The sequence below is a fragment of the Streptomyces sp. NPDC013157 genome (assembly GCF_042899865.1).
GTDB lineage: Bacteria > Actinomycetota > Actinomycetes > Streptomycetales > Streptomycetaceae > Streptomyces.
On record NZ_JBIBAK010000001.1, the window covers coordinates 617,596 to 642,976 of the forward strand.

The window sequence follows — 25,381 nt, forward strand, 5'->3', positions numbered from 1 at the left end:
GCAGCTCACGGGGGCGCCGCCTGCCAACCGGTCCAGCGCGTCACGGTCACGAGAACGACCGGGCCGGCCGGAGGGTGTTCCCGGTACTGCGGGTATTTCGCGCTCAGCGGCCCGACGAGCGCCGCGCGGGCGGGAACCACCCTCGCCTCGCCGTCCGCCCGGACCCACCACAGGTGGTCCCAGTTCTCGTCGTACGCGTCCGCGAGCAGGCACACGGACGGCTGCGCGGCGATGTTGCACAGCCGCTTGAGACCGGTCGTGGTCTTGGGTTTGTGGTCCACGGCGGTGACGATCCCGTCGGCGCCGTGGCGGGCGAAGACGACCGGCACCAGATGGGGGCGGCCGTTCGCGTCCACGGTCGCGAGCCGTGCCACCCGGGCCGCGGCGAACCGGCGTCGTGCCTCGCCCTCGGCCAGTTCCGGCACCGCGCGCCCCGTCCCGGTCAGGCCCGGCGCAGCGCGTCGAGCACGTCGTCGTCCGTCAGTTGCCCGAAGTCGTCGTACCACTGCCCGACCGCGCTGAACACGGCCGGGCGGTACGGGCAGACGACCAGGTCGGCCTCGGCGGCGAGCGCGTCCAGGGAGTCGGGCGCGCCGACCGGGACCGCCAGTACGGTCCGTGCGGGGCCCCGGCCCCGCACGTGGCGCAGCGCGGCGCGGGCGGTGGAGCCGGTGGCGAGGCCGTCGTCGACGACGAGCACGGTACGGCCGCGCAGTGCGGGCGGTGGCCGTCCCTCGCGGTAGCGGCGCTCGCGGCGGCGCAGTTCCTGCCGCTCCCGCTCGACGACCGGGGCGAGGAAGTCCTCGCTCAGGTCCAGGTGGGCCAGGGTCGCCCGGTCCAGGAGCGGCGGGTCGTCCCCAGCGATCGCGCCGACGCCGAACTCCTCGTGGTGCGGGGCGCCGATCTTGCGTACGACGAGCACGTCCAGCGGGGCCGAAAGCTCGCGCGCCACCTCGGCGGCGACGGCCACACCGCCCCGGGGCAGCGCCAGCACGATCGGGTCGGGCAGGGCACCCTCGTCGCGCAACTCGGCCAGCACGGCGGCGAGTTCGCGGCCCGCGTGAGCGCGGTCCCGGTAGCGCACGGTTCGTCCTCCCCGGGCGAGGTCGGGGTCTCCTCCCTCCATGCTCACACCCGGAGGCGCCGAAGGCCGAGCCATGCCTTCTAACAAAATAATCATCGAAATTGTCAACAATCTCTGGGCGTCTTCCCTACAGTCAGGGACTCGAGTGACCACGCAACCCGCTGCACAAGGAGGTCCACGGGTGGAGATCAACCGCAGAACCGTTGTCCGGGGCGCGGCAGCCATGGCCGCGTTCGGAATCGCCGAGGGCGCGGCAGGCACGGCCTTCGCCGGCACCTCGTCGCCGGACGGCTCGTCGAGCACGTCCACGGCGAGCTCGGCGTACTCGCTGGAGTTCGATTCCACCGCCTGGTCGTACGACGCGGCCAACGACGTGTACTACCAGCTCGGGAAGGTGTACGTCGCCAGCCCAGCCACGACGGACTACGAGAACCTGTCGATCTACGTTCCGGGCGCCTACCTGAGGGCCACCGCGAACAGTGACGGGACCACGTACACCGCGACGGTCGACCCGAAGGGGACCGTCGGCGCGTACTCGGGACGCACCGCGCCGATCGTGATCCCGGTCAACACCCCCGGCTACGCCGCGCAGAAGCCGGCCACGTCCTACAGCTACAGCAGCGTCTCGCAGTACCTGAAGGCCGGGCACATCTACGTGTGGCCGGGCCTGCGCGGCCGGGACGGCTCGACCGGCACCCGCTCCGACGCCGCCCCCTGGGGCGTGACCGACCTCAAGGCCGCGGTCCGCTTCCTGCGGTACAACCGGAGCGTCCTGCCCGGCAGCACGGACGACATCGTCCTGTTCGGCATGAGCGGCGGCGGCGCCCAGGCCACCGTGGCGGGCGCGTCCGGTGACAGCCCCCTGTACCACCCGTACCTGCGCACGATCGGCGCGGCGATGGCGGACGCCCACGGCCGACCCCTCAGCGACGCGGTCGCAGGCGTCATGGCCTGGTGCCCGATCACCAGCCTGCACGAGGCCAACCTGTCCTACGAGTGGAACATGGGCCAGTTCGCCTCGACCGGCACGCGCGCGTCCGGCACCTGGACCAGCGCCTACTCGACGGACCTCGCGAAGGCCTGGCCCAGATACGTCAACGGCCTGGGACTGCGTGACGAGCGGGGCAGGCGTCTGAAGCTGACCGAGTCCGCCGGCGGCGTCCACCTGGCCGGCAGCTACTACGACCACCTGATCGAGGTGATCACCGCCTCGCTGAACAACTTCCTGTCCGACAACACCTTCCCGTACACCGTCACGACGATGGGCGGCCCGCCCGGATCGGGCCAGACGGGATCCTCGACCACGTACGAGACGGTCGACGACTACATCGCCTACCTCAACACCGACAGCACCTGGGTCACCTACGACGCCACCACCAACACCGCCACGGTGTCCGGCCTGGAGGGCTTCGTCAGGAGCCAGAAGACCGCGAGCAAGCCGGTCGGCGCCTTCGACGGGTACTCCCGCGGCCAGACCGAGAACGGCGTCTTCGCGATGGGGCTCGACGCCCCGGCGCACTTCGCGCCGCTCACCCGCGACGTCGTCAAGGCGAACGAGTCGACGTACGCCACCTACTCCGGCTGGAGCTCCGACTACGGCTCCGCGGCGTACGACAGCGACTTCGCCAAGAAGGACAGCGTCGGCAAGGACATGGCCTGGCGGGCCGACGCGTACAACCCGCTGTACTACCTCTCGCCCGCCTTCGGCGGCTACCGCCGTTCGCAGGTGGCGCGCCACTGGCGCATCCGCACCGGCATCATGCAGGGCGACACCGCCAACACCACCGAGATCAACATCCGGCTGGCCCTGCTGAACTACGGCATCCCCGACGTCGACTTCGCCACCGTCTGGGCCCAGGGACACACCATGGCCGAGCGCACCGGCGATTCGACGACGAACTTCATCGACTGGGCGGAGTCCGTCACCGGGAAGTGACCACCGGAGCGCCCGGGCGGCTGCGCCACGGGGAACTCCGCCCGGTGCCGAACCCCGGACGCCGCCTAGGACACGGCCCAGGCGAGGTGCAGCTCCTCCGGCGAGCGGTGGATCATCGTCGGCCGCATGGTGACCGGACGCCCCTCCGCGAGCCGCAGGCCCGGCAGCCGGCCGGTCAGCTCCTCCACCGTGATGCGGAGTTGCTCGCGGGCCAGTTGCGCGCCCACACAGGCGTGGGCGCCGAAGCCGAAGGCGAGGTGGCGGGCGGGGGCGGCCCGGGTGATGTCGAACGTGTCGGGGCGGGGGTGCCGGGAGGCATCCCGGTTGGCCGCGCCGAAGGCGACGAACAGGTCGGCACCGGCGGGGAGCTCGGTGCCGGCGAGGGTGACCGGACGGGTGGTGACCCGGCGGAAGCCCTGGAGCGCGCCGTCGTAGCGGGCCGCCTCCTCCACGGCCGCGGGGATCAGCTCCGGTTGCCGGCAGAGCAGTTCCCACTGGTCCCGGTGGCTCAGCAGGTGCAGGACGGTGGTACCGATCAGCGCGGTGGTGGTCAGGTGCCCGGCGATCAGCAGGTTCTGGAGGTGGGCGACGGCCTCGTGGCGCTGTTCCAGGGGGAGTTCGGCGTGGCCGGGTTCGGCCACGGAGGCGACGATCTCCGTGGCCAGGTCCTCGCGGGGGCGGGAGTAGCGGTCCCGGGCGCAGCGGTCGAGAACGTGCTGCATGGCGACGACGTCCTCGGCGGCGGCGATCTGCGCGGCCTCCGGCAGCGGCCGGAACAGCAGCTCCTCGGCGCGGCGCCCGCCGTGCACGACCAGGGGCACGTCGGCGGGGTCGAGTCCGACGATCCTGCCGATGGCCTCGCCGGGCAGCCGCATGGCGTAGGCCGACATCAGTTCCACCCCGCCGTCCGCCGCGAACCCGTCGACGAGGGCGGCGGCGCGCTCACGGGCGTACGGCACGGCCGCCGCGATCCGGGAGGGTGAGAGTGCGCGCAGCAGCGGCGCGCGCAGCTGCTGGTGCCGTTCGCCGTCCGAGGTGACCACGACCGGCGGGCCGCCGAAGCCGCCGCCGAGCACGGCGAGTGCGGCGGGCGAGGGCATGACGTCCGGCCGTAACGCGTTCGCCGACGAGAACTCCTCGGTGCGGCGCAGCACTTCACGGACGTCGGCGTCCCGGGCGACCAGCCAGGCGTCGAGTTCGGGCACCCGCACGAGCCCCTCCGCCGCCCGCGCCCGCGCGTAGAGCGGGTAGGGCTCGCGCATCAGGTCGTCGAGTCTGTCGTGTGCGTCGTGCTTGTCGTGTGCGTCGTGCTTGTCGTGTGCGTCGTGCTTGTCGTGTGCGTCGTGCTTGTCGTGTGCGTCGTGCTTGTCGTGTGCGTCGTGCCTGTCGTGCAGTTCGTGTTCCACGAGACGCCCCCGGGACGACAACGACGGCGGTACGGACCGCGCTCATCGTGCCGTACCGCCGTGCGTTCCCGACAGAGCCGGGTCAGAAGACGACCCACCACCCTTCGCGGGCCGCCTGCTCGGCCGTGTACGACACGCCGTGCGCCTTGAGGCCGGCGGCGTCGAGGAGGGTGATCTCGCCGCCGCGGTTGCCGAGCCGGGCGCCGTCGGACAGCGGCACGGCGAGGGTGGCGCCGGCGGCCAGCGGACCGGCCGGTACCGGAGAGGCCTGGCCGATGCGGTTGAGCAGGCGCCAGCCGGTGAGGTCGACCGGCGCGGGCGAGGCGTTGAGGAGGGTGACGGTCTCCACCTCGGGGGTGGGGCCGGGCGGGTTGACGAGCGCGGCGACGACCCGGACCGGCTGCTCGCCGGGGGCGGGCCGGGAGGTGTCGACGTCGGGAAGGGTGTGGCCGGTGACGTCGTCGGTGTGCCAGGCCTGACTCTGGAAGGCGAGGAATATCCCGACCCAGCGATCCCGGTTCCCGTCCTCGCCCGGGAGGCGAATGAGGAGACCGCCGTCCTGCCACACCCCGTCGTCGCCGGTGAAGCGGCCGCTGTTGCCCTGGTTCATATGGATGTCGTGCACGCCGTTGCCGGGCAGGAAGCCGAACACCTTGTCCTTGACGCCGGTTTCGGGCCCCCAGCGCTCGCCGAAGAGGTACAGCCGGACGCGGGGGTCGTCGACGGCCCGCCGGACGTAGTGGTCGAGCAGGTCGGCCAGGTCGTTGTCGGGGCCGGGACGGTCCGCCGGCAGGACGCGCAGCTTCGCCGGGTCGAAGAGATTGCCGCGCACGAAGTCGAGGTTGGGTCCGCCGGGACCCGGCGGCAGCGTGTTCCAGCCGCCGGCCAGTCCCTCCAGCCGGGCGGTGATGGGGTGCTTGAAGTCGTCGTCGACGAGGTAGAGCAGGTCGGCGGGCTTCTGCTGGGACAGGACGTTGACGGCGGCACGGTAGTGGACGCCGGCGTCGTCCATGAGGTGGATCTGGTAGTGCGGGGTCTCGGCGGCGCCCTCGCGCCGGACGCTGACAGCCCGCGTGATCAGTACGCCATAGGTCTTCAACGGCATGATGACCAACTCCCCGTAAAAGCAGGCGGTTTGCCCGCCCATGGCGGAAATCGTACGGGCCCGGAACCGGTTGCGGTCCGGGTTGGACGATTCTGTCGGTCCTGCGAACAGTCGGGGCGTGCCCCGTTTCCGGTGGCCGGTTCCCTACGATCGTGCCGTGGTCAACTTCCTCCTCCAGCGGACGGCTCCGCTCCCGATCGACGAGGCGTGGCGCCGGCTCACGGAGTGGTCCCGGCATGCCGACGTAGTTCCGCTGACCCGGATCACCGTGCTCACCGATCCCCCGACCCACGAGGGCACGGTCTTCGTGGCGCGCTCCGGTCTCGGACCGCTGTCCTTCGAGGATCCCATGGAGGTGACCGTCTGGCATCCTCCCGAGGACGGCGGCCCCGGCCGGTGCCGGCTCGTCAAGCACGGCCGGGTGGTGCTCGGCTGGGCCGAACTGGCGGTGCACCCCGGCCCCGGCGGCCGTACCCGGGTGGTCTGGCACGAGGAGCTGCGGATCCGGGGGCTGCCGTCGCTCTTCGACCCCCTGCTGCGCAGGGCCTCCCGGGCCGTGTTCGGGCGCGCGGTCAACTCACTCCTCCGGCGGCCCTGACCGCGGTGCCGGACAGGCCCTAGGCCACCGACCCGATCCGCCGCGCCGGCACCGGCGACGACGTCGCGTCGTGATGGATCGGGGTGTGCGCGCCGGTCAGGGAGACCCCGCTGCCGCCCCTGCGGCTCGCGACGATCTCGGCCGCGATCGACAGCGCGGTCTCCTCGGGCGTACGGGCACCGAGGTCGAGGCCGATGGGTGACCGGAGGCGGGCCAGCTCCAGTTCCGTGACGCCGACCTCGCGCAGGCGTTCGTTGCGGTCGAGGTGGGTGCGGCGGGAGCCCATCGCGCCGACGTAGGCCACCGGGAGGCGGAGGGCGAGCCGGAGCAGCGGGACGTCGAACTTGGCGTCGTGGGTGAGGACGCACAGGACGGTACGGCCGTCGACCTGCGTGCGCTCCAGGTACCGGTGCGGCCACTCGACGACGATCTCGTCGGCCTCCGGGAAGCGGTTGCGCGTCGCGAAGACGGGCCGCGCGTCGCACACCGTCACGCGGTAGCCGAGGAACGTGCCGACCCGGACCAGCGCGGACGCGAAGTCGATCGCGCCGAAGACGATCATCCGGGGCGGCGGGACGGACGACTCGACCAGCACGGTGAGCGGTGCTCCGCACCGGGAGCCCTGCTCTCCGATCTCCAGGGTGCCGGTGCGGCCCGCGTCCAGGAAGGCGCCGGCCTCGGCGGCGACCGTGCGGTCCAGCTCGGGGTGGGCGCCGAAGCCGCCCTCGGGGGAACCGTCGGCGTCCACCAGAAGGGCGCGGCCCAGGAGCTCCGCCGGCCCGGTGACGATCCGCGCGAGGGCCGCCGCCTCCCCGCGCGCGGCGGCGGTCAGCGCGGCGGCGACCACCGGCCGGGCGGGGTCGTCCGCCCGGACCGGGGTGACGAGGATGTCGATGACGCCGCCACAGGTCAGACCGACGGCGAAGGCGTCCTCGTCGCTGTACCCGAAGCGCTCCAGGACGGTCTCCCCGTCCTCCAGCGCCTGCCGGCACAACTCGTACACGGCACCCTCCACGCACCCGCCGGACACCGAGCCGACGGCGGTGCCCTCGCCATCCACCGCGAGGGCGGCGCCGGGCTGCCGCGGCGCACTCCCCCCGACCGCCACCACCGTGGCCACGGCGAAGTCCCGCCCATCGGCGACCCACCGACTCAGCTCCTCGGCGATGTCCAGCATGTCCGGATCTCCTTGACGAAGTTGAGGGAAGCGCCCCGCAACGGGCGCTGGGGGTACCCCCGGCCGAAGGCCGGGGGAGGAACTGCGCGACCAGCCCCAACGGACCCGCACCCGACCACGGGCCCGTTCACGGCTCTCCCGGCGGAGCGTCTAGTGGACGCCCAGCCAGCTCTCAATGGGATTGAGGGCGAAATAGACCAGGAAGATCCCTGTCAGACCCCACATGAATGCCCCGATCTCCCGTGCCCTGCCCTGAGCTGCCTTGATGGCGGTGTACGAGATCACGCCGGCGGCCACACCAGAGGTGATGGTGTAGGTGAAGGGCATCAGGACGACCGTCAGGAACACCGGAACGGCGGTGGCCCGGTCGGCCCAGTCCACGTGCCGGGCGTTCATCAGCATCATCGCGCCGATGACCACCAGCGCGGCCGAGGCGACCTCCTGCGGGACGATCGCGGTGAGCGGGGTGAAGAACAGGCAGGCCGCGAAGAACAGGCCGGTGACGACGGACGCGAGACCCGTACGGGCACCCTCGCCGACGCCGGTCGCCGACTCGATGAACACCGTCTGCCCGGAGCCGCCCGCGACCCCGCCGATCGCGCCGCCCGCGCCGTCGATGAACAGCGCCTTGGACAGGCCCGGCATCCGGCCCTTGTCGTCGGCCAGCTTCGCCTCGGTGCCGACGCCGATGATGGTGGCCATCGCGTCGAAGAACCCGGCGAGCACGAGGGTGAAGACGATCATCGCCACCGTCATCGCGCCGACCCTGCCCCAGCCGCCGAACTCGACGTGCCCGAAGAGCGAGAAGTCCGGCATGGAGACGGCGGAGCCGTGCAGTTCGGGGGCTGCGCCGCCGGCCCACTGCTTGGGGTCGATGACTCCGAGGCCGTTCAGTGCGGACGCCACGACGGTGCCGCTGACGATGCCGATCAGGATCGCGCCGGGGACGTTCCGGGCCTGCAGCATGAAGATCAGCAGCAGGGTGCCGGCGAAGAGCAGCACCGGCCAGCCGGCCAGTTCGCCGGCCGGGCCGAGGGTGACCGGGGTGGCCTTGCCCTGGTGCACGAAGCCGGACTTGTAGAAGCCGATGAGGGCGATGAACAGGCCGATGCCCATGGTGATGCCGTGCTTGAGCGCGAGCGGGATCGCGTTCATGATCATCTCGCGCAGGCCGGTGACGACCAGGAGCATGATGACGACGCCGTACATCACGCACATGCCCATCGCCTGCGGCCAGGTCATCTGCGGGGCGACCTGCGAGGAGAGCACGCCGGAGACGGAGAGGCCGGCGGCGAGCGCGAGGGGCACCTTGCCGACGAAGCCCATCAGCAGCGTGGTGAAGGCGGCCGCGAACGCCGTCGCGGTGATCAGCGCCTTCTGGCCGAGGGTGTCCCCGGCCGCGTCCTTGCCGGACAGGATCAGGGGGTTGAGCAGGAGGATGTACGCCATCGCCATGAAGGTGGTGACGCCGCCGCGGACTTCACGCGCGACGCTCGATCCCCGCCGGGATATGTGGAAGTACCGGTCGAGCCAGGATCGTCCGGCCGGGACGCGGGTGCCTTCTCCCGCGTCTTCGGCCGTCGCCCTGGGTTCAAGTGACTGCTGGGTCATGGTGCCGTCTCCCAAGGTTCACAGGGGCCCCCGTGTGTGCCGATGTCTTCGGCGATACACGGGATTTGGGAAGTGCATGACCCGGGGGACGGCCCGGAGGTGCACGCTTGTGGGGTTGGCGCCGGGGAGTTGAGCAGTTGCCCGGCGCCGGGGTGCCGTTGCGCCCACCCGTGCCGCCATGGGGGTCCCCCCAGGCCCTCAAGGCACCGGGGGAGGCACGACTGCCCGCAACGGCAGCGGGGTTACAACGTGGCCGCAAGCCGCGGCCACGCCTTGGTCACGCGTTGCCCGTCAGATGCTCCGGGCGTACCGGCGTGCGGTTGAGCTCCAGGCCGGTCGCGTTGCGGATCGCCGCGAGGACCGCCGGGGTCGAGGACAGGGTCGGGGCCTCGCCGATGCCGCGGAGCCCGTAGGGGGCGTGGTCGTCGGCGAGTTCGAGGACGTCGACCGGGATGGTCGGCGTGTCGAGGATGGTCGGGATCAGGTAGTCCGTGAAGGACGGGTTCCTGACCTTCGCGGTCTTCGGGTCGACGATGATCTCCTCCATCACCGCGATGCCCAGGCCCTGGGTCGTACCGCCCTGGATCTGGCCGACGACGGAGAGCGGGTTGAGCGCCTTGCCGACGTCCTGGGCGCAGGCCAGCTCGATGACCTTGACCAGGCCCAGCTCGGTGTCCACCTCGACGACCGCGCGGTGTGCGGCGAAGCTGTACTGGACGTGGCCGTGGCCCTGCCCGGTGTGCAGGTCGAAGGGCACGGTCGGCCGGTGCCGCCACTCCGCCTCGATCTCCACGGCCTCGTCGCCGAGGACGTCCACCAGGTCGGCGAGCACCTCGCCGCCGTCGGTGACGACCTTGCCGCCCTCCAGGAGCAGTTCGGCGGTGGCCCAGGCCGGATGGTACGTGCCGAACTTGCGGCGGCCCAGCTCCAGCACCTGCTCGCGCACCAGCTCGCAGGAGTTCTTCACGGCGCCGCCGGTGACGTACGTCTGCCGGGAGGCCGAGGTCGAACCGGCCGAACCCACCTGGGTGTTGGCCGGGTGGATGGTCACCTGCGCCACGCCGAGCTCGGTGCGCGCGATCTGCGCGTGGACGGTCACCCCGCCCTGCCCGACCTCCGCCATCGCCGTGTGCACGACGGCGACCGGCTCGCCGCCGACGACCTCCATGCGCACCCGCGCGGTCGAGTAGTCGTCGAACCCCTCGGAGAAGCCGACGTTCTTGATGCCGACCGCATACCCGATGCCGCGTACGACGCCTTCGCCGTGCGTGGTGTTGGACAGACCGCCGGGCAGCTGCCGTACGTCCGCGCCCTCACTGCTCTCCCACTGGCGCTCGGGCGGCAGCGGCATCGCCTTGACCCGGCGCAGGAGTTCGGCGACCGGGGCCGGCGAGTCCACCGGCTGGCCGGTCGGCATGATCGTCCCCTGTTCCATGGCGTTCAGCTTCCTGAACTCCACCGGGTCCATGCCGAGTTGCTTGGCGACCTTGTCCATCTGGGCCTCGTAGGCGAAGCACGCCTGGACCGCGCCGAAGCCGCGCATCGCGCCGCAGGGCGGGTTGTTGGTGTAGAGGGCGATGGCCTCGATCTCGACGTCGTCGACGACGTACGGTCCGATGCCGAGCGAGGAGGCGTTGCCGACGACGGCCGGGGAGGCGGAGGCGTACGCCCCGCCGTCGAGCACGATCCGGCACTTGACGTGCGTCAGCCTGCCTTCGCGCGTTGCTCCGTGCTCGTAGTAGAGGCGGGCCGGGTGGCGGTGGACGTGACCGAAGAAGGACTCGAAGCGGTTGTAGACGATCTTGACGGGCTTGCCGGTGCGCAGGGCCAGCAGGCAGGCGTGGATCTGCATCGACAGGTCCTCGCGGCCGCCGAACGCGCCGCCGACGCCGGACAGCGTCATCCGCACCTTGTCCTCGGGCAGGCCGAGCACCGGGGCGATCTGGCGCAGGTCGGAGTGGAGCCACTGGGTGGCGACGTAGAGGTGGACGCCGCCGTCCTCCTCGGGCACCGCGAGGCCGGACTCGGGGCCGAGGAAGGCCTGGTCCTGCATGCCGAAGTAGTACTCGCCCTTGACGACGACGTCGGCCTTCTTGGCGGCCTCGTCCGCGTTGCCGCGGATGATCGGCTGGCGGTGCACGATGTTGGGGTGGGGGACGTGGCCGACGTAGTGGTCGTCGCGGTTCTCGTGGACGTGGACCGCGTCCGGGGCGGTGGCGGAGGCCTCGTCGGTGATGACGGGCAGCTCGCGGTACTCGACCTTGATCTTCGCGGCCGCGCGGCGGGCGGTCTCCGGGTGGTCGGCGGCGACGATCGCGATCGGTTCGCCGTGGTGGCGGACCTTGCCGTGGGCGAGGACCGGGGTGTCCTGGATCTCCAGGCCGTAGTTCTTCACCTCGGTGGGCAGGTCGTCGTAGGTCATGACGGCGTAGACGCCGGGCTGGGCGAGGGCCTCGCCGGTGTCGATGGACACGATCTCGGCGTGCGCGACCGTGGAGCGGAGGATCTGGCCCCAGAGCATGTCCTCGTGCCACATGTCGGACGAGTACGCGAACTCGCCGGTGACCTTGAGGGTGCCGTCCGGGCGGAGCGTGGACTCGCCGATGCCGCCCCGGGTCTGGGAGCCCTGGGTGACCTTGGTGGGCGTGCCGAGGGGGGCGCTGTTGGTGGGCATCCGGTTCAGACCGCCTCTCCCTGCCGGGCGGCCGCGAGGCGGACCGCGTCCATGATCTTCTCGTAGCCGGTGCAGCGGCACAGGTTGCCCGAGAGGGCCTCGCGGATGTCTGCGTCGCTCGGGTTGGGGTTGCGCTCCAGCATCTCGTCGGCGGCGACCAGCAGACCGGGGGTGCAGAAGCCGCACTGGACGGCGCCGGCGTCGATGAAGGCTTGCTGGATGGGGGAGAGTCGGGTGCCTTCGCGGGTCTGGGAGTCGGCGGGGGGCTGGGGCTGCCAGCTCTGCGAGGTGTCACGCGTGACATGTGACATAGCACTGTCGCCGTGGCCCGTCCCGCTGCAGGCCCGCCGCTCCGCGAACTCCGCCAGCCCCTCCACGGTGACGACCTCCCGGCCCTCCACCTGTCCCGCCGCGACCAGGCACGAGCACACGGGCACGCCGTCCAGCCGGACGGTGCAGGACCCGCACTCGCCCTGCTCACAGGCGTTCTTGGATCCGGGCAGGCCGAGCCGCTCCCGCAGCACGTACAGCAGGGACTCGCCCTCCCACACGTCGTCGGCTTCCTGCGGACGTCCGTTGACGGTGAAGTTGACGCGCATCAGGCGACACTCCCCTTCTGCTCAGGGTTCTGCCCAGTAGTGCCGCGGTACGACTCCCAGGTCCAGGTGAGGGTGCGGCGGGCCATCACGCCGACCGCGTGGCGGCGGTAGCTCGCGGTGCCCCGGACGTCGTCGATCGGGTTGCAGGCGGCGGCGCACAGGTCCGCGAACTGCTTGGCGACCGACGGGGTGATGATCTTCCCGTTGTCCCAGAAGCCGCCCTCGTCGAGCGCCGCGTTCAGGAAGTCCTCGGCGGTCTTCGCCCGCACGGGTGTCGGGGCGGCCGAACCGATCCCGGTCCGCACGGTCCGCGTCCGCGGGTGCAGGGCGAGCCCGAAGGCGCACACGGCGATCACCATCGCGTTGCGCGTACCGACCTTCGAGTACTGCTGCGGACCGTCCGCCTTCTTCACGTGCACCGCGCGGATCAGCTCGTCCGGCGCGAGGGCGTTGCGCTTGACGCCGGTGTAGAAGTCGTCGATGGGGATGAGCCGGGTGCCGCGCACCGACTCGGCCTCGACCTCGGCGCCGGCCGCGAGCAGCGCGGGGTGGGCGTCGCCGGCCGGGGAGGCGGTGCCGAGGTTGCCGCCGACGCCGCCGCGGTTGCGGATCTGCGGGGAGGCGACGGTGTGCGAGGCGAGGGCGAGACCGGGCAGCTCGGCGCGGAGGTTCTCCATGATCCGGGTGTACGGGACGGAGGCGCCGAGCCGTACGCTCTCCTCGCCGACCTCCCATTCGTAGAGATCGCCGATGCGGTTGAGATCGAGGAGGTACTCGGGCCGGCGGTGGTCGAAGTTGATCTCGACCATCACATCGGTGCCACCCGCGATCGGCACTGCGGTGGGGTGCTCGGCCTTCGCGGCGAGCGCCTCCTCCCAGCTGGCGGGGCGAAGGAAGTCCATGACCGGCTCTCTTCTCCGTCTCGTGAGTCTCGTGAGTCGTGCGGATTGAGCCAATCCGTGTGCGGCGGGCCCGGCTCGTTCATGTCCTGTTAACGCGGAATGACGCCAGTACACCGCCCCTTACTCCGGCGGGGTCAGTCACTGAAACCATGAAGGAGTTGGCTGGCCAGCACGGGCATCTTGTAGATTCGTATGAACGGAGGTCATCAGTAACCTCTTGGTTTTCCTGTGGAAACGCAGGAAACGCCCTGGCGACCACCGGTTGCGGCCCGGCAGCCCTTGGTGACGGCCCACGGAGGCGCCCGCCGGGCACCTCCCCCGTGACCCTTCAGGATTCATCGTAGATTTCGAGACACAGAACGGCGGCGACGAGATGCGGCTGCGCGCACTGCTGGACACCGATGCGCTGGGCCTGCGGCTGCTCGGCGGCGAGGACGAGCTGGACCGTACCGTGCGCGGGGTCATGACCACGGACCTGCGCGACCCGAGCCGCTACCTCTCCGGCGGCGAGCTGGTGCTGACGGGCCTGGCGTGGCGCCGGGACGCGGCGGACTCCGAGCCGTTCGTACGGCTGCTGGTGCAGGCCGGGGTGGTCGCGCTGGCGGCCGGTGAGGCGGAGCTGGGCGACGTTCCGGACGACCTGGCCGTGGCCTGCGCGCGCCACCGGCTCCCGCTCTTCGCCGTGCACGAGTCGGTGGCCTTCGCGACGATCACCGAGCATGTCGTACGGCAGGTCAGCGGCGAGCGCGCCGGGGACCTGGCGGCCGTGGTGGACCGGCACCGGCGGATGATGACCTCGGGCCCGGCGGGCGGCGGCCCGGACGTGGTCCTCGACCTGCTCGGCTCCGACCTGGACCTGCGTGCCTGGGTGCTGTCCCCGGCCGGCCGCCTGATCGCGGGCTCCAAGGTGTCCGGGCCCGCGCTGCCCGCCGACGCCTGTGCCGGGCTGGCCGCCGAGCACCTGGCCGCCACCCGCACCGGCCGCCGCGGCCCGCACCGCGTGCTGCTCGGCGGCACGACCTACTCCCTCTTCCCGATCCGCTCCAGCGGCCGCTCTCCGCAGGGCGCCCGGGACGTGCGCGAGACCGTGCTGTCGGACTGGCTGCTGGCGGTCGAGGCGGACGCGGGCGACTGGCCGGAGGAGCGGCTCGACCTGCTCCAGGGCGTCACCCAGCTGATCGCCGTGGAGCGCGACCGCCGCGACGCGGCCCGCACAGTGCGGCGCAGGCTCGCGCAGGAGGTCCTGGAGCTGGTCCAGACGGGCGCGGCCCCGGCCGAGATCGCCGCCCGGCTGCGGGTGGCCGCCCCGGTCCTGCTGCCCGGGCTCGGCGCCGCGCCGCACTGGCAGGTGGTCGTCGCCCGCGTCGAGTGGGACGGCGGGGAGGTCGAGGGCGGCCCGGTCGCCCAGTCCCTCCTGGAGGAGATCCTGGTCGACCCGCTGGCGACCGGCCCGGAGCCCTCCGACCGGATAGCGGTGGCCCACACCGGCGACGAGGCGATCGCCCTCGTACCGCTGCCCGCCGTCACCGCCGAGCACGACGGCTCCGAGTCCGGCATCCACGCCGACGTCCTCCTGGAGTCGGTACGGGTCCCACTGTCGGCGGGTCTCGACGACGACGGCCGGGTCACGCTCGGCGTCAGCGCGGCCGTGCACTCGGCGGAGGGACTGCGCGGTGCCCTGGAGGAGGCCCGGCACGCCCGCCGGGTGGCCGCCGCCCGCCCCGGCCGGGTCTGCGCGGCCGGCCACCAGGAGCTCGCGTCGCACGTGCTGCTCCTCCCCTTCGTCCCCGACGACGTCCGCCGCGCCTTCACCGCCCGGCTGCTGGACCCGCTCCGGGACTACGACCGCCGCCACCGCGCCGAACTGATCCCCACCCTGGAGGCGTTCCTCGACTGCGACGGCTCCTGGACCCGCTGCGCCACCCGTCTCCACCTGCACGTCAACACGCTGCGCTACCGCGTGGGGAGGATCGAGCAGTTGACGGGCCGGGACCTGTCCCGGCTGGAGGACAAGCTCGATTTCTTCTTGGCATTGCGGATGAGCTGAGGTCACGCGGGCGTGCGACCGTCTCGTGCCAAGTGCCGCCGCCGTCCCACGACTTTGTGAAATTATTCACCCACCCTCTTGGCCCCGCGCGGCGATCGGTGCTGGAATGCGGCCACCACTTCACTGCTCGACGGCGCGCAAGGGGAGGGCAACGTGGCGTACTCCGCCATGTCTGGGAACGGAACGACCGACGGTGACGATCCGCTCCAGACCGCGGTATGGCGGCTGCGCTCGCGGGCCTGCTGGGCCGACGCGGCGGCTCTGCTGCCGTCGGACACGCCGAGGTACACCCTGCAGCGGGCGGGGCTGATGGTCGAGCGGTGTCTGTACACCGAGGGGGGCTGGGAGGAGGCCGAGGACGCACTGCGGACGGCGGAGGCGGTGGCCCGGACCGACGAGGAGCGGGGCGCGGCCGCCTGCGAACGCGGCCAACTCGCCTACGCCGCCACGCTGCACGGTGTCCGCGACCGGGCGGACGAGGCGCGGGCCGCGCTCGGGAGGGCGGCGGCGCTGATCCCGCCGGGGGCGCCGGGCCGGGCGCTGCTCGACTTCCGCCGGGGTCTGCTGGCGGAGAACCTGACCCGCTCCCCGCAGGCGGCCCGCGCCGCCTACCGCCGGGCCCACGCCGCCGCCACCGCTCACGCCGACCCGCTCCTGCTCTCGTTCACCTGGCGTCACCTGGCCGGACTGGCGCTGCGGGACGGGGAGTTGGCGGAGGCGCGGCACGGTTTCGCGGAGTCGCTGCGGATCAGGGAGGAACTGGGTTACCTGGTGGGCACCGCCCCGGCGCTGGCCTCCCTGGCCGACACGGAGTCCGAGCCGGAGGCGTCGCGCCTGCGGGAGGAGGCGGGACGGCTGTTCCGGCTCCTGGGCGGCGTCCCCACCTGGCTGGCGAGACAGCTGACTCCGCCCGCACCGGGAGCGGCGACCGCCTGAGACCCGGCTCAGAGGAAACTGAGAGTCTGCTGTGGCAGCGTGACGCGCCCCGACCCTCTCAGGAGCGCTTCGCCATGAGCACCGTCAACGGGCTGCCGGCCCATGTCCTGCTGGTCCACATCGTCGTCGTCCTGGTTCCACTGACCGCACTCGCCCTGGTGGCCGCGGCGCTGTGGCCGCGGGCCGCCCGGCGGCTGGGCGTACTGCTGCCCGCGCTCGCCCTGGTCGCCCTGGTCAGCGTGCCGCTGGCGACCCAGGCCGGCGAGTGGCTGGAGCGGCACGTGACCGAGGACACGCTGGTCCGCCGGCACACCGAACTGGGCGACGGGCTGCTGCCCTGGGCCCTGGGCCTGTTCGTGCTGGCCACGGTGGTGTGGTGGGCGACGCGACGCGGCGGGCAGGAGCAGGCTCCCGGCAAGGGCGCCCGCTGGTCGGCCCTCCCGGTCCGGATCGTCGTGGGCGTGCTGTCGGTGGCCGTGGCGGCCGGCGCGGTCGTCGACGTCTACCGCATAGGCGACTCGGGCGCGAAGGCCGCGTGGCACGACGCGTACCAGAAGACGGCACAGGGCAACTGAGTGGGCTGAGGCCGGGGGGCGTGGACGCTCACCGGCGCTTGCCGGCTGCCGCCCGCGCCCACCCGTGCCGCCCTGGGGGGCACCTCCCAGGCCCTTAAGGCACGGGGGGAGGCACGACTGCCCACGGCTGAGGAGCCCCGTAAGGGGCGCGGGGAACTGCGCGAGCAACCCCCCACGCACTCGCACCCGGCTCCCGGCCGCCACCCCGCACGGCGAACAGCCGCGCAAACGCCCTCCCCCCGTCAGCCCGCGTCGGCGAAATGCCCGGCCACCAACCTCCGCACCGCATCCAGCTCCCCCGAGATCAACGCCTCCAGCAACGCCGCATGCTCCGCCGCGTCCGCCATCAGCTCCGCCCGAGCCCCGCGCAACGGCAGAGCCCTCCTGTGCAGGTCCTCCGCGATCTGCACCAGCTGCTCGTTGCCCGCAAGGCCCAGCACCGCCCGGTGGAACGCCCGGTCGGCCTCCGCGTACGTCGCCCGGCACCCCGTCGCCGCCACCCGCACCGACTCCTCGGCCAGCGGCCGCAACGCGGCCCACCGCTCGGCCGGCACGCTGCGCGCCAGCCGCATCATCACCGGAACCTCGATCAGCGCCCGCACCTCGGCCAGTTCCGCGAGCTCGCGAGCGCCCCGCTCGACGACCCGGAACCCGCGGTTGGGCACGACCTCGACCGCGCCCTCAAGCGCCAGCTGTTGCATCGCCTCGCGCACCGGCGTCGCGGAGACCCCGAACCGCTCCCCCAGCGCCGGCGCCGAGTACACCTCGCCGGGCGCCAGCTCCCCGCCGACCAGCGCGGTGCGCAGCGCGTCGAGGATCTGCCCGCGCACGGACGCCCGCTGCACGGCGGGCCTGGGCTGCGGGACCGGCCGCTCACCGTGGGTGTGCTCACCCCGGGCGGCCGGCAGACCGGCGGGGAAACCGGGCGCCTCCCGCGCCGACTCCCCGGACCGCGACTGCGCCGGCACCCTGGCGGTCTCGGCGGAAGCCGGGTGCGCGCGCTGGTTCACGGGTCCTCCTCCGGCTCGTCGGCACTTGGGTCATTAACGGCGGGTTGTTACTTGTCCGTCAAGCACCTTAGGCGCACAAGGCGCTGGTTCAAATTTCCGAACGAATGGGTAAGGTAAGGCTTACTTATCTGACAGTCGGCCCGCACCCGATCGGTGGTAGCCCATGTCCTCCCCCGTCTCCGCCGCCTACGCGCGCCTCACCGAGGTCTGCCCGGACCTGGCGGTCACGGAGCTAGGACCGGGCGAACCGGCACCCCGGGGCGGCGACTGGGTCGGCGCCGCCGAGCTGGCGGCCGGCGGCCCCGGCCTGGACGCCTTCCTGGCCTGGGACGAGGACCAGATCCTGCGGGACGAGGGAAAGCCGGCCCGCCCCGACGTGGTCGCCACCTTCGGCCTGCACCGCTACGGCTGGGCCGCCTGCCTCCTGATCACCCTCCCCTGGTTCCTGGACCGCAGGGTCCCTCGCCTCCCCGCGACCGAGGTGTCGTACGACCGCACGGCGGGCCGGATGGCCGTACGGGTCGCCTCCTTCGCCTGCCTCCCGGACGACCCGGCGGCGGCGCTGCCCGGTGCGGTCGTCGTGGCCGGCGAGGAGGCGCTGCGGGCCGAGGTACGGGCGGCCGTCGCCGAGCACCTGGAGCCGGTCCTCGGCGGCTTCGGGCCGCGGATGCGGCGGCGCGGGCGCGCACTGTGGGGCATGGCGACGGACGAGGTCGTCGAGGGCCTCTGGTACATCGCCGGACTGCTCGGGGACGAGGCACGGGCCGTACGGGAACTCGAACAGCTGCTCCCGGGCGCGACCAGGCCGTACGTCGGCTCGGCCGCCTTCCGGGTGCTGTCCGGCCCGGCCGGGGAGCCGCTGCCGACCCGGGACCGGGCGAGCTGCTGCATGTACTACACGCTGCGCCCCGAGGACACCTGCGCCACCTGCCCGCGCACCTGCGACGACGACCGGATCGCCAAACTCACGGCCGCCGCGGCGGCCTGAGCCCCCCTCAGGCCGTTCGAAGCACCCACCCCCGGGACACAGCACTCCCCGGCATCCACTAAGATCGCCGGTGGCAAGGTCACCCTGCGCGGACAGGAAGTTCACAACTTCCCCACTTGCCGCAGGAACTTTCCGAGGAACCACCCGTATGGGTAGTCTTACTCGAACTCAACTCCCGCCCCTCATGCGGCAGTTCGAGCAGAATGCCGCCCTGGGGCATCCCCTTGCACTTCCTTGGCGGCCTCTTGCCCCGAAACCCCCTGAGGGCCAGTGGGATTGGGCCACTATGGCGGGCGATACGCCCTATCCCAATGCAAGGGACCCCTAGATGAGACTGACCGACATATCGCTGAACTGGCTGCTTCCCGGCGCCGTACTGCTCCTGGGCATGCTGGTCGCGGTGGCGGTGCTGACGCGCTCCAAGCGGTCCGGCGGGGAGCACGCGAAGGACGACTCGTGGGAGCGCAGCGAGGAGCGTCGCCGGCGCAAGGAGGCCATATACGCCACCGCCGCCTACGTGCTCCTGTTCTGCTGTGCGGCGGTGTCCGCAGCCCTCTCCTTCCACGGACTGGTCGGCTTCGGCCAGCAGAACCTCAACCTCTCCGGCGGCTGGGAGTACCTGGTGCCGTTCGGCCTGGACGGCGCCGCGATGTTCTGCTCCGTCCTCGCGGTGCGCGAGGCCAGCCACGGTGACGCGGCGCTCGGCTCCCGGATCCTCGTATGGACCTTCGCGGGCGCGTCCGCCTGGTTCAACTGGGTGCACGCTCCCAGGGGCGGGGGCCACGCCGGCGCCCCGCAGTTCTTCGCCGGCATGTCGCTGTCCGCGGCCGTCCTCTTCGACCGCGCGCTGAAGCAGACCCGCAAGGCCGCCCTGCGCGAGCAGGGTCTGGTGCCGCGCCCGCTGCCGCAGATCCGTATCGTCCGCTGGCTGCGCGCTCCCCGCGAGACGTACAAGGCCTGGTCGCTGATGCTCCTCGAGGGCGTGCGCAGCCTGGACGAGGCGGTCGACGAGGTGCGCGAGGACAAGCGCCAGAAGGAGGCCAACCGGCTGCGCCGCCGCGAGCAGGACCGTCTGGAGCGGGCCCAGCTCAAGGCCATAAGCCGAGGCCACCGCGGCTTCGTCGGACGCACCGGCCGGCAGGACGAGGTGCACCAGGTCGAGCGCGCCTCTCAGCCCACTGCGGAGCCTGCCATAGCGGCGCCGGAGCAGCTGCCCGTACGCCAGCGGCCCTCCCTTCAGCCCGTCCGCAAAGGGTCTGACCCGATCACCGTCGACCTGACCGCGGAGGACGACACAATGGCGCTGCCGCGCCTCGACTCCCTGGAGCGCAAGCTCAAGGACCTCGAGCAGCAGTTCGGCTGATCGCCTGCTGCCGCACAGCACCTCGGGACGGGGGCGTGACCATGACGGTCACGCCCCCGTCCCGTTGGGTACGAGGAGCCGGCTAGGCGGCCTCCGCGTCCAGTTCGAACCACACCGACTTGCCCACCTCGTGCGACTGGACGCCCCACGCGTCGGCGAAGGCGTCGACCAGCACCAGGCCCCGGCCGTGCGTGCCGTCGTCGGTGTCGGTGCCGGGGGCGCACATCCGCGGCCTGCGGGACACGAAGTCCCTTACCTCCACCCGCAGTTGGCCCGGTGCCACGACGGCCGTCAGCACCGCCTCCCGGTCGGTGTGGACGAGCGCATTGGTGACGAGTTCGCTGGTGAGCAGTTCCGCTATCTCGGAGCGGCCGGGCCGCCCCCAGTGCCGCAGCAGTTCCCGCAGTTCCCTGCGCGCCTCGGGCACCGCCCGCAGGTCCGACCGTCCCAGCCGGCGCCTGAGCTGCGACGGGTTTCCCCGTTCCGTCGTGTCGGTCTCTTCCCCCGCCGTCTTCGCCGAGGAGGCCCCGATGGCCACGGGACCGCCCCCTCGTGCCTGACTGTTCATGACCCCCGCCCGCACGCTGTTTGCCGGATCCCCTCCTGATCGAGCACGTTCACGGGGATCCATGCCCGCTCGGGCACGGGCCAGTCATGTCACGCCGATGACGACCGGGTGTTCGGCCATGTCCCGGATCCGCCCCCGCGCGTACGCCGCGGCCCGGACCGTCCCGTACGCGCCACCGGTGCCGTGGACCCGGCGCGAATCAGCCCCTCGCACAACCCGCCGAGCTGATTCCCCCGGCCCACGGCACCGGCGAACCTGGCCGAAACCTGTCCTTCCGGCTACTTGCTCCCGAGGCCCTTGGTGCCGATGTTGACGATCTTGTGGGTGTCACGGGTCATGTCGACGACCAGCTTCGAGGTGGTGTTGCGGCTCCAGGTGAGCGTGATGACGGCCTCCGTGTACTTTCCGGTGCCGTTGTCCGTGACCTTCCACTTGAGCGGGGTGTTCTGGGCCCGCAGCACCCCGTCCGCGTGCTCGCGGTTCTCCCAGGCCTTCAGCTTCTTCAGGTAGGTCGGGGCGATGTAGTAGGCACGCAGCGCGGTGGGCAGGTTGCCGCTGCCGTCCGGGTCGCTCTCCGCGTCGATGTAGGCGCCGTAGAAGTCGGCGATCCGGCTGATGTTGTCGGCCGGGCTGCCACTGACGGTGCGCGGTGCGCCGGCCGAGGCCTGGGCGGTGGCGCCGAGCCCGAGGGCCACGGCGAGGACGCCGGCGGTGAGGACGGCGCGGGTCTTGCTGCTCATGTCTGTTTCCCCGTTTTCTGTGTCTTCGTGTCTTCGTGTCTTTGCGTCTTGCGTCTTTACGTCTGGGGCCGCCCTCCCCTCCCCCGAGGGAGAGGGCGGCCCCGGTCCCGGTGCCCCTGCGTCAGTGGAGCTTGTTCACGGCCGTGGTGGTGGTCTTCTTGAAGGCCTTCACGGGCGCGTCCACGAAGCCGCCGAGCTGCCCCCAGTCCACGACGGTGACGGTGCGCCCCTCCCGGCCGATGGAGATCAGCCGGATGTCACTCGTGCCCCAGGCGGTCACGGTGCGCAGGGCGTAGACATGGGCGCCGTCCCCGACCGGGAGGGTGCCGTGGTCCTGGAGCGTGGCCCGCATCTGCGGGTCCTCCATCTCGATCCGGTCCGCACAGGACACGATGTCCTCGTCGAGCTTCGCGAACCGGCCCTTCGCCAGGCGGACGCTGGGCAGCTCGGCGCTGACCTGACGGGCACTCGTGTCGAGGTCGGTCCGGAACTTCCGGTACCAGGAGTCCTGGCCGCCGCCGAGCCCGACGCCGATGCAGATGTCCTGCCTGGCCTCCTCCGGAATGCCGGCGGTGACCTTGCCGGCCGTCCAGGACGTGCCGGCCCGCGGCGGCAGGTCGGCCGCCCTGAGGAAGCCGGGCGCCTTGGGTGCGGCCGCCGCGGGAGCGGCGAGCGCGGTACCGGCGACGAGTGCGGCGCCGGCGAGTGCGGTGAGCGCGCCTGCTCGGGTGCGCTTGGGCATGGGTGTTCCCCCGTGGGTCGGTGCATGGGTGTGGGCTGCCGCCGACGCGGCCGGTGGTCGGTCCGGCCCTGCTCGGTGCGACACCAAGAGCATCGGCCGTCACCGGCGTGGACCGCAACGGCGGCCGCCCGTTTCCCCGCCCTGGAACCATCCCAGCCCCGTTGACGTGCAGGTATATAAGTGCCTGGGATGGCGAGGACCGGGGGAGGGCGCCCGTGCGCGACGACGTCGAGGAGTTCGCGGCGCTGCTGCGGCAGTTGAAGGACCGTACGGACCGGAGCTACGGCTCCCTGGCCCGTCGGCTGAACATGAACACCTCCACCCTGCACCGCTACTGCGCGGGCGAGGCGGTACCGCTGGACTTCGCTCCGGTGGAACGCCTGGCCGCGTTCTGCGGGGCGACACCGCAGGAACGGCTCGCACTCCACGAGCGCTGGCTGCGCGCGGTGGCGGCACGCCAGCGACCGCGCGCCGGGGAGAGCGCGACGCCTGCGGAGAACGCAGAGACCTCGGAGAGCACCGGCCCCGCGGCCGACACCCCCGCACCGGCCGGTGCCCGCGAACCGGCGGAGATCCCCGGCTCCGCCACCGAGCCCTCGCCGGAAGCCGCCCCCGTCCCCCGCCCCTGGTACCGGCGGCGTCGCACACTGGTCGCCTCGGCCGTGGCCACCGTGCTCCTGGCGACGCTGGGCACCCTGGCCGCCCTCCCCGACGACCGGCAGGCCGCAGGCACCGCGGCCCAGGGCCCCGGCTCCTCCGCCCCGACCGCCGCCGGTGACGCCCAGCGCCACGGCAGCGGCGCCACCGGCCCGGGCCCGAACTCCGCCTCCGCCACCCCGTCGTCCCCGACCTCGTCCTCGTCCTCGACCGCCTCGGGCGGCGCCAGGACCTCCTCCCCCTCCGGCAGCACTCCCGGCACCCCGGCCCCGACCGCCGTTCCCCTCACCTGGACCGCGAACTCGCAGCTGTGGGAGCTGGGCTGCGACCACGACTACGTCATCGACAAGCAGCCGGCCCAGGTCCCGCCGCCGCCCGCCCCGCAGGACGCCGGCGCCTGGGCGGCCACCCAGGGCGCGGTGCACGGCGGCAACACGATCGTGGACGTGTCCGTGCAGGGCCGTTCGTCCACCGCCGTCGTCCTGGAGGCTCTGCGGGTGCGTGTCGTCGGCCGTACGGCTCCCGCGCCGGGCATCGCCTACTCCATGGCCGACGGCTGCGGCGGCGGGCTCACTCCGCGGTACTTCGACGTGAACCTGGACAAGGACCGTCCCATCGCCCGCCCGGTGGCCGGTGAGGGTCCCGACGGGCAGACCGTCTCGACCATGCACCTGCCCTACCGGGTCTCCGCCACGGACCCCGAGGTGCTGCGCGTCAAGGCGAGCACCGCGGGCTGTGACTGCCGCTGGTACCTCGAACTCGACTGGTCGTCACAGGGCCGCAGCGGCACGGTCCGGATCGACGACCACGGCCGGCCGTTCCGCACCAGCTCCATCAAGGGCCTGCCGCACTACTGGTACGGCTCGGTCGACGGCGTCCGCCGGTGGGTGCCCACCGACTGAGCGGTGCCCCGGGTCACGGCCGCGGCACGTTGCGCAGGTTGGAGCGGGCCATCTGGACCATCCGGCCCACGCCGCCGTCGAGGACCATCTTGGACGCGGAGAGCGCGAAGCCGGTGACCATCTCGGCCTTGATCTTCGGCGGGATGGACAGCGCGTTGGGGTCGGTCACCACGTCGACCAGGGCCGGCCCCTTGTGCTTGAAGGCGTCCTTCAGCGCACCCGCGAGCTGCTTGGGCTTCTCGACCCGCACGCCGTAGGCTCCGCAGGCCAGCGCGACGGCGGCGAAGTTGGGATTGGTGTTACCGGTGCCGTACGCGGGCAGCCCCGCGACCAGCATCTCCAACTCGACCATGCTCAGCGCCGAGTTGTTGAACAGGACCACCTTCACCGGCAGGTCGTACTGGACCAGGGTCAGGAAGTCGCCCATCAGCATGGCGAATCCGCCGTCCCCGGACACCGACACGACCTGCCGCCGCCGGTCGGTGAACTGGGCGCCGATCGCCATCGGCAGCGCGTTGGCCATCGAGCCGTGCGAGAACGAACCGATGACCCGGCGGCGGCCGTTGGGTGAGATGTAGCGGGCCGCCCACACGTTGCACATGCCGGTGTCGACGGTGAACACCGCGTCGTCGTCGGCGAGTTCGTCGAGGACCGAGGCCACGTACTCCGGGTGGATCGGGACGTGCTTCTCGACCTTCCTCGTGTACGCCTTCACCACCCCCTCCAGCGCGTCCGCGTGTTTCTTCAGCATCCGGTCGAGGAACCGCCGGTTCTCCTTGGCCCGCACCCGCGGCACCAGGCAGCGCAGCGTCTCGCGCACGTCACCCCACACCGCGAGGTCCAGGCGGGAGCGGCGGCCCAGCACCTCGGGGCGGACGTCGACCTGGACGATCTGCACGTCGTCGGGGAGGAAGGCGTTGTACGGGAAGTCGGTGCCGAGCAGGATCAGCAGGTCGCACTCGTGGGTGGCCTCGTAGGCCGCGCCGTAGCCGAGCAGCCCGCTCATGCCGACGTCGTACGGGTTGTCGTACTGGATCCACTCCTTGCCGCGCAGGGCGTGGCCGACCGGGGACTTGACCTTCTCCGCCAGCTCCATGACCTCCGCGTGGGCGCCGGCCGTGCCGCTGCCGCAGAACAGGGTCACCTTGTCCGCCGCGTCGATCATCGCGACCAGCTTGTCGAGTTCGGCGTCGCCGGGGCGGACGGTGGGCCGGGAGGTGACGATGGCCGCCGAGGCGGACTGCTCCGGGGCGGGCTGGTCGGCGATGTCACCGGGCAGGCTCACCACGCTCACCCCGCTGCGGCCGACCGCGTGCTGGATGGCGGTCTGGAGCAGCCGGGGCATCTGCTGCGGGCTGGAGATCAGTTCGCTGTAGTGGCTGCACTCCTGGAAGAGCCGGTCGGGGTGGGTCTCCTGGAAGTAGCCGAGGCCGATCTCGCTGGAGGGGATGTGGGAGGCGAGGGCGAGGACGGGGGCCATCGAGCGGTGGGCGTCGTACAGGCCGTTGATGAGGTGCAGGTTGCCCGGGCCGCAGGAGCCGGCGCAGGCCGCCAGCGTGCCGGTGATCTGGGCCTCGGCGCCGGCCGCGAAGGCGGCGGTCTCCTCGTGGCGGACGTGGATCCAGTCGATGGCGGAGTTGCGGCGGACGGCGTCGACGACCGGGTTGAGGCTGTCGCCGACGACGCCGTAGAGGCGGCGCACCCCGGCGCGGACGAGGATGTCGACGAACTGTTCGGCGACGTTCTGCTTGGCCATGGCGG

The 25,381-nt window shown here is 72.2% G+C and carries 22 protein-coding genes; 8 read left to right on the forward strand and 14 right to left on the reverse strand.

Annotation, left to right across the window (positions count from 1 at the left end):
• Positions 1–5: 5 nt before the first annotated feature.
• Together ACFY6U_RS02840 and ACFY6U_RS02845 are read right to left on the reverse strand one after the other, a co-directional pair.
• Positions 6–425 carry a TIGR03668 family PPOX class F420-dependent oxidoreductase gene (locus ACFY6U_RS02840; protein ID WP_390034746.1) on the reverse strand — a complete coding sequence of 140 codons (420 nt, stop codon included), beginning with the start codon at positions 423–425 and terminating at the stop codon, positions 6–8.
• A 17-nt stretch (positions 426–442) separates the two neighbouring features.
• Positions 443–1,084 carry a phosphoribosyltransferase gene (locus tag ACFY6U_RS02845; RefSeq protein WP_390034747.1) on the reverse strand — a complete coding sequence of 214 codons (642 nt, stop codon included), beginning with the start codon at positions 1,082–1,084 and terminating at the stop codon, positions 443–445.
• A 181-nt stretch (positions 1,085–1,265) separates the two neighbouring features.
• Between ACFY6U_RS02845 and ACFY6U_RS02850 the strand changes: the two genes are divergently transcribed.
• The gene (locus ACFY6U_RS02850; RefSeq protein ID WP_390034748.1) at positions 1,266–3,020 is read left to right on the forward strand and encodes an esterase; all 1,755 of its coding nucleotides are present in this window, start codon (positions 1,266–1,268) and stop codon (positions 3,018–3,020) included.
• A 65-nt stretch (positions 3,021–3,085) separates the two neighbouring features.
• On the opposite strand, the gene ACFY6U_RS02855 is transcribed toward ACFY6U_RS02850, so the two are convergent.
• Together ACFY6U_RS02855 and ACFY6U_RS02860 are read right to left on the reverse strand one after the other, a co-directional pair.
• On the reverse strand, positions 3,086–4,282 hold the full coding sequence (locus ACFY6U_RS02855; RefSeq protein ID WP_390035188.1) for a cytochrome P450: 1,197 nt from the start codon (positions 4,280–4,282) through the stop codon (positions 3,086–3,088).
• A 226-nt stretch (positions 4,283–4,508) separates the two neighbouring features.
• Positions 4,509–5,531 carry a DUF2278 family protein gene (locus tag ACFY6U_RS02860; protein ID WP_390035189.1) on the reverse strand — a complete coding sequence of 341 codons (1,023 nt, stop codon included), beginning with the start codon at positions 5,529–5,531 and terminating at the stop codon, positions 4,509–4,511.
• Positions 5,532–5,688: 157 nt separating this feature from the next.
• Here ACFY6U_RS02860 and ACFY6U_RS02865 point away from each other — a divergent pair, with 157 nt between their 5' ends.
• Positions 5,689–6,129: an SRPBCC family protein gene (locus ACFY6U_RS02865; protein ID WP_390034749.1), complete on the forward strand. Its 441-nt coding sequence runs from the start codon at positions 5,689–5,691 to the stop codon at positions 6,127–6,129.
• A gap of 19 nt (positions 6,130–6,148) precedes the next feature.
• Here ACFY6U_RS02865 and ACFY6U_RS02870 read toward each other — a convergent pair whose 3' ends face one another.
• The 5 genes from ACFY6U_RS02870 to ACFY6U_RS02890 all read right to left on the reverse strand — a co-directional run bounded on the left by ACFY6U_RS02870 (position 6,149) and on the right by ACFY6U_RS02890 (position 13,092).
• Positions 6,149–7,306: an XdhC family protein gene (locus ACFY6U_RS02870; RefSeq protein WP_390034750.1), complete on the reverse strand. Its 1,158-nt coding sequence runs from the start codon at positions 7,304–7,306 to the stop codon at positions 6,149–6,151.
• Positions 7,307–7,456: 150 nt separating this feature from the next.
• Positions 7,457–8,917 carry an NCS2 family permease gene (locus tag ACFY6U_RS02875; protein ID WP_390034751.1) on the reverse strand — a complete coding sequence of 487 codons (1,461 nt, stop codon included), beginning with the start codon at positions 8,915–8,917 and terminating at the stop codon, positions 7,457–7,459.
• Between the two features lie 277 nt (positions 8,918–9,194).
• Positions 9,195–11,591, reverse strand: a complete 2,397-nt coding sequence (locus ACFY6U_RS02880) for a xanthine dehydrogenase family protein molybdopterin-binding subunit (protein WP_390034752.1) — start codon at positions 11,589–11,591, stop codon at positions 9,195–9,197.
• 5 nt (positions 11,592–11,596) lie between these two features.
• On the reverse strand, positions 11,597–12,190 hold the full coding sequence (locus ACFY6U_RS02885; protein ID WP_390034753.1) for a (2Fe-2S)-binding protein: 594 nt from the start codon (positions 12,188–12,190) through the stop codon (positions 11,597–11,599).
• Positions 12,190–13,092 carry an FAD binding domain-containing protein gene (locus ACFY6U_RS02890; RefSeq protein WP_390034754.1) on the reverse strand — a complete coding sequence of 301 codons (903 nt, stop codon included), beginning with the start codon at positions 13,090–13,092 and terminating at the stop codon, positions 12,190–12,192. Before ACFY6U_RS02890 ends, ACFY6U_RS02885 begins: the two co-directional genes overlap by 1 nt.
• Positions 13,093–13,465: 373 nt before the next feature.
• On the opposite strand from ACFY6U_RS02890, the gene ACFY6U_RS02895 reads away from it, so the two are divergent.
• From ACFY6U_RS02895 to ACFY6U_RS02905, 3 genes are all read left to right on the forward strand, one after another.
• Positions 13,466–15,139 (forward strand): PucR family transcriptional regulator, encoded by a 1,674-nt coding sequence (locus ACFY6U_RS02895; protein ID WP_390034755.1) that lies wholly within the window; start codon positions 13,466–13,468, stop codon positions 15,137–15,139.
• Between the two features lie 168 nt (positions 15,140–15,307).
• Entirely contained in the window at positions 15,308–16,075 is a 768-nt protein-coding gene (locus tag ACFY6U_RS02900; protein WP_390034756.1) for a hypothetical protein, read from the forward strand.
• Between the two features lie 74 nt (positions 16,076–16,149).
• Positions 16,150–16,650, forward strand: coding sequence for a DUF2231 domain-containing protein (locus tag ACFY6U_RS02905; protein ID WP_390034757.1), 501 nt, complete (start codon positions 16,150–16,152; stop codon positions 16,648–16,650).
• A gap of 242 nt (positions 16,651–16,892) precedes the next feature.
• Here the strand turns inward: ACFY6U_RS02905 and ACFY6U_RS02910 are convergent, their stop codons facing one another.
• A complete protein-coding gene (locus tag ACFY6U_RS02910; RefSeq protein ID WP_390034758.1) occupies positions 16,893–17,660 on the reverse strand; it encodes a GntR family transcriptional regulator in 768 nt (255 codons plus the stop codon).
• A 163-nt stretch (positions 17,661–17,823) separates the two neighbouring features.
• Between ACFY6U_RS02910 and ACFY6U_RS02915 the strand changes: the two genes are divergently transcribed.
• Positions 17,824–18,648 carry a (2Fe-2S)-binding protein gene (locus tag ACFY6U_RS02915; RefSeq protein WP_390034759.1) on the forward strand — a complete coding sequence of 275 codons (825 nt, stop codon included), beginning with the start codon at positions 17,824–17,826 and terminating at the stop codon, positions 18,646–18,648.
• Positions 18,649–18,976: 328 nt separating this feature from the next.
• Entirely contained in the window at positions 18,977–20,011 is a 1,035-nt protein-coding gene (locus tag ACFY6U_RS02920; protein ID WP_390034760.1) for a DUF2637 domain-containing protein, read from the forward strand.
• Between the two features lie 82 nt (positions 20,012–20,093).
• On the opposite strand, the gene ACFY6U_RS02925 is transcribed toward ACFY6U_RS02920, so the two are convergent.
• From ACFY6U_RS02925 to ACFY6U_RS02935, 3 genes are all read right to left on the reverse strand, one after another.
• A complete protein-coding gene (locus ACFY6U_RS02925) occupies positions 20,094–20,549 on the reverse strand; it encodes an ATP-binding protein (RefSeq protein ID WP_351500979.1) in 456 nt (151 codons plus the stop codon).
• A gap of 308 nt (positions 20,550–20,857) precedes the next feature.
• A complete protein-coding gene (locus ACFY6U_RS02930; protein ID WP_390034761.1) occupies positions 20,858–21,319 on the reverse strand; it encodes a hypothetical protein in 462 nt (153 codons plus the stop codon).
• Positions 21,320–21,440: 121 nt separating this feature from the next.
• On the reverse strand, positions 21,441–22,061 hold the full coding sequence (locus tag ACFY6U_RS02935; RefSeq protein WP_390034762.1) for a hypothetical protein: 621 nt from the start codon (positions 22,059–22,061) through the stop codon (positions 21,441–21,443).
• Between the two features lie 215 nt (positions 22,062–22,276).
• Between ACFY6U_RS02935 and ACFY6U_RS02940 the strand changes: the two genes are divergently transcribed.
• A complete protein-coding gene (locus ACFY6U_RS02940; protein ID WP_390034763.1) occupies positions 22,277–23,620 on the forward strand; it encodes a helix-turn-helix domain-containing protein in 1,344 nt (447 codons plus the stop codon).
• Positions 23,621–23,633: 13 nt separating this feature from the next.
• On the opposite strand, the gene ACFY6U_RS02945 is transcribed toward ACFY6U_RS02940, so the two are convergent.
• Positions 23,634–25,376 carry a pyruvate dehydrogenase gene (locus tag ACFY6U_RS02945; RefSeq protein ID WP_390034764.1) on the reverse strand — a complete coding sequence of 581 codons (1,743 nt, stop codon included), beginning with the start codon at positions 25,374–25,376 and terminating at the stop codon, positions 23,634–23,636.
• Positions 25,377–25,381: the final 5 nt, after the last annotated feature.

Bases quoted from the DNA above. Each gene is read 5' to 3' on its own strand.
- ACFY6U_RS02855 (WP_390035188.1), bottom strand. From the start codon at position 4,282: ATGCGCGAGCCCTACCCGCTCTACGCGCGGGCGCGGGCGGCGGAGGGG.
- ACFY6U_RS02860 (WP_390035189.1), bottom strand. From the start codon at position 5,531: ATGCCGTTGAAGACCTATGGCGTACTGATCACGCGGGCTGTCAGCGTC.
- ACFY6U_RS02870 (WP_390034750.1), bottom strand. From the start codon at position 7,306: ATGCTGGACATCGCCGAGGAGCTGAGTCGGTGGGTCGCCGATGGGCGG.
- ACFY6U_RS02875 (WP_390034751.1), bottom strand. From the start codon at position 8,917: ATGACCCAGCAGTCACTTGAACCCAGGGCGACGGCCGAAGACGCGGGA.
- ACFY6U_RS02880 (WP_390034752.1), bottom strand. From the start codon at position 11,591: ATGCCCACCAACAGCGCCCCCCTCGGCACGCCCACCAAGGTCACCCAG.
- ACFY6U_RS02885 (WP_390034753.1), bottom strand. From the start codon at position 12,190: ATGCGCGTCAACTTCACCGTCAACGGACGTCCGCAGGAAGCCGACGAC.
- ACFY6U_RS02890 (WP_390034754.1), bottom strand. From the start codon at position 13,092: ATGGACTTCCTTCGCCCCGCCAGCTGGGAGGAGGCGCTCGCCGCGAAG.
- ACFY6U_RS02895 (WP_390034755.1), top strand. From the start codon at position 13,466: ATGCGGCTGCGCGCACTGCTGGACACCGATGCGCTGGGCCTGCGGCTG.
- ACFY6U_RS02900 (WP_390034756.1), top strand. From the start codon at position 15,308: ATGTCTGGGAACGGAACGACCGACGGTGACGATCCGCTCCAGACCGCG.
- ACFY6U_RS02905 (WP_390034757.1), top strand. From the start codon at position 16,150: ATGAGCACCGTCAACGGGCTGCCGGCCCATGTCCTGCTGGTCCACATC.
- ACFY6U_RS02915 (WP_390034759.1), top strand. From the start codon at position 17,824: ATGTCCTCCCCCGTCTCCGCCGCCTACGCGCGCCTCACCGAGGTCTGC.
- ACFY6U_RS02920 (WP_390034760.1), top strand. From the start codon at position 18,977: ATGAGACTGACCGACATATCGCTGAACTGGCTGCTTCCCGGCGCCGTA.
- ACFY6U_RS02930 (WP_390034761.1), bottom strand. From the start codon at position 21,319: ATGAGCAGCAAGACCCGCGCCGTCCTCACCGCCGGCGTCCTCGCCGTG.
- ACFY6U_RS02935 (WP_390034762.1), bottom strand. From the start codon at position 22,061: ATGCCCAAGCGCACCCGAGCAGGCGCGCTCACCGCACTCGCCGGCGCC.
- ACFY6U_RS02945 (WP_390034764.1), bottom strand. From the start codon at position 25,376: ATGGCCAAGCAGAACGTCGCCGAACAGTTCGTCGACATCCTCGTCCGC.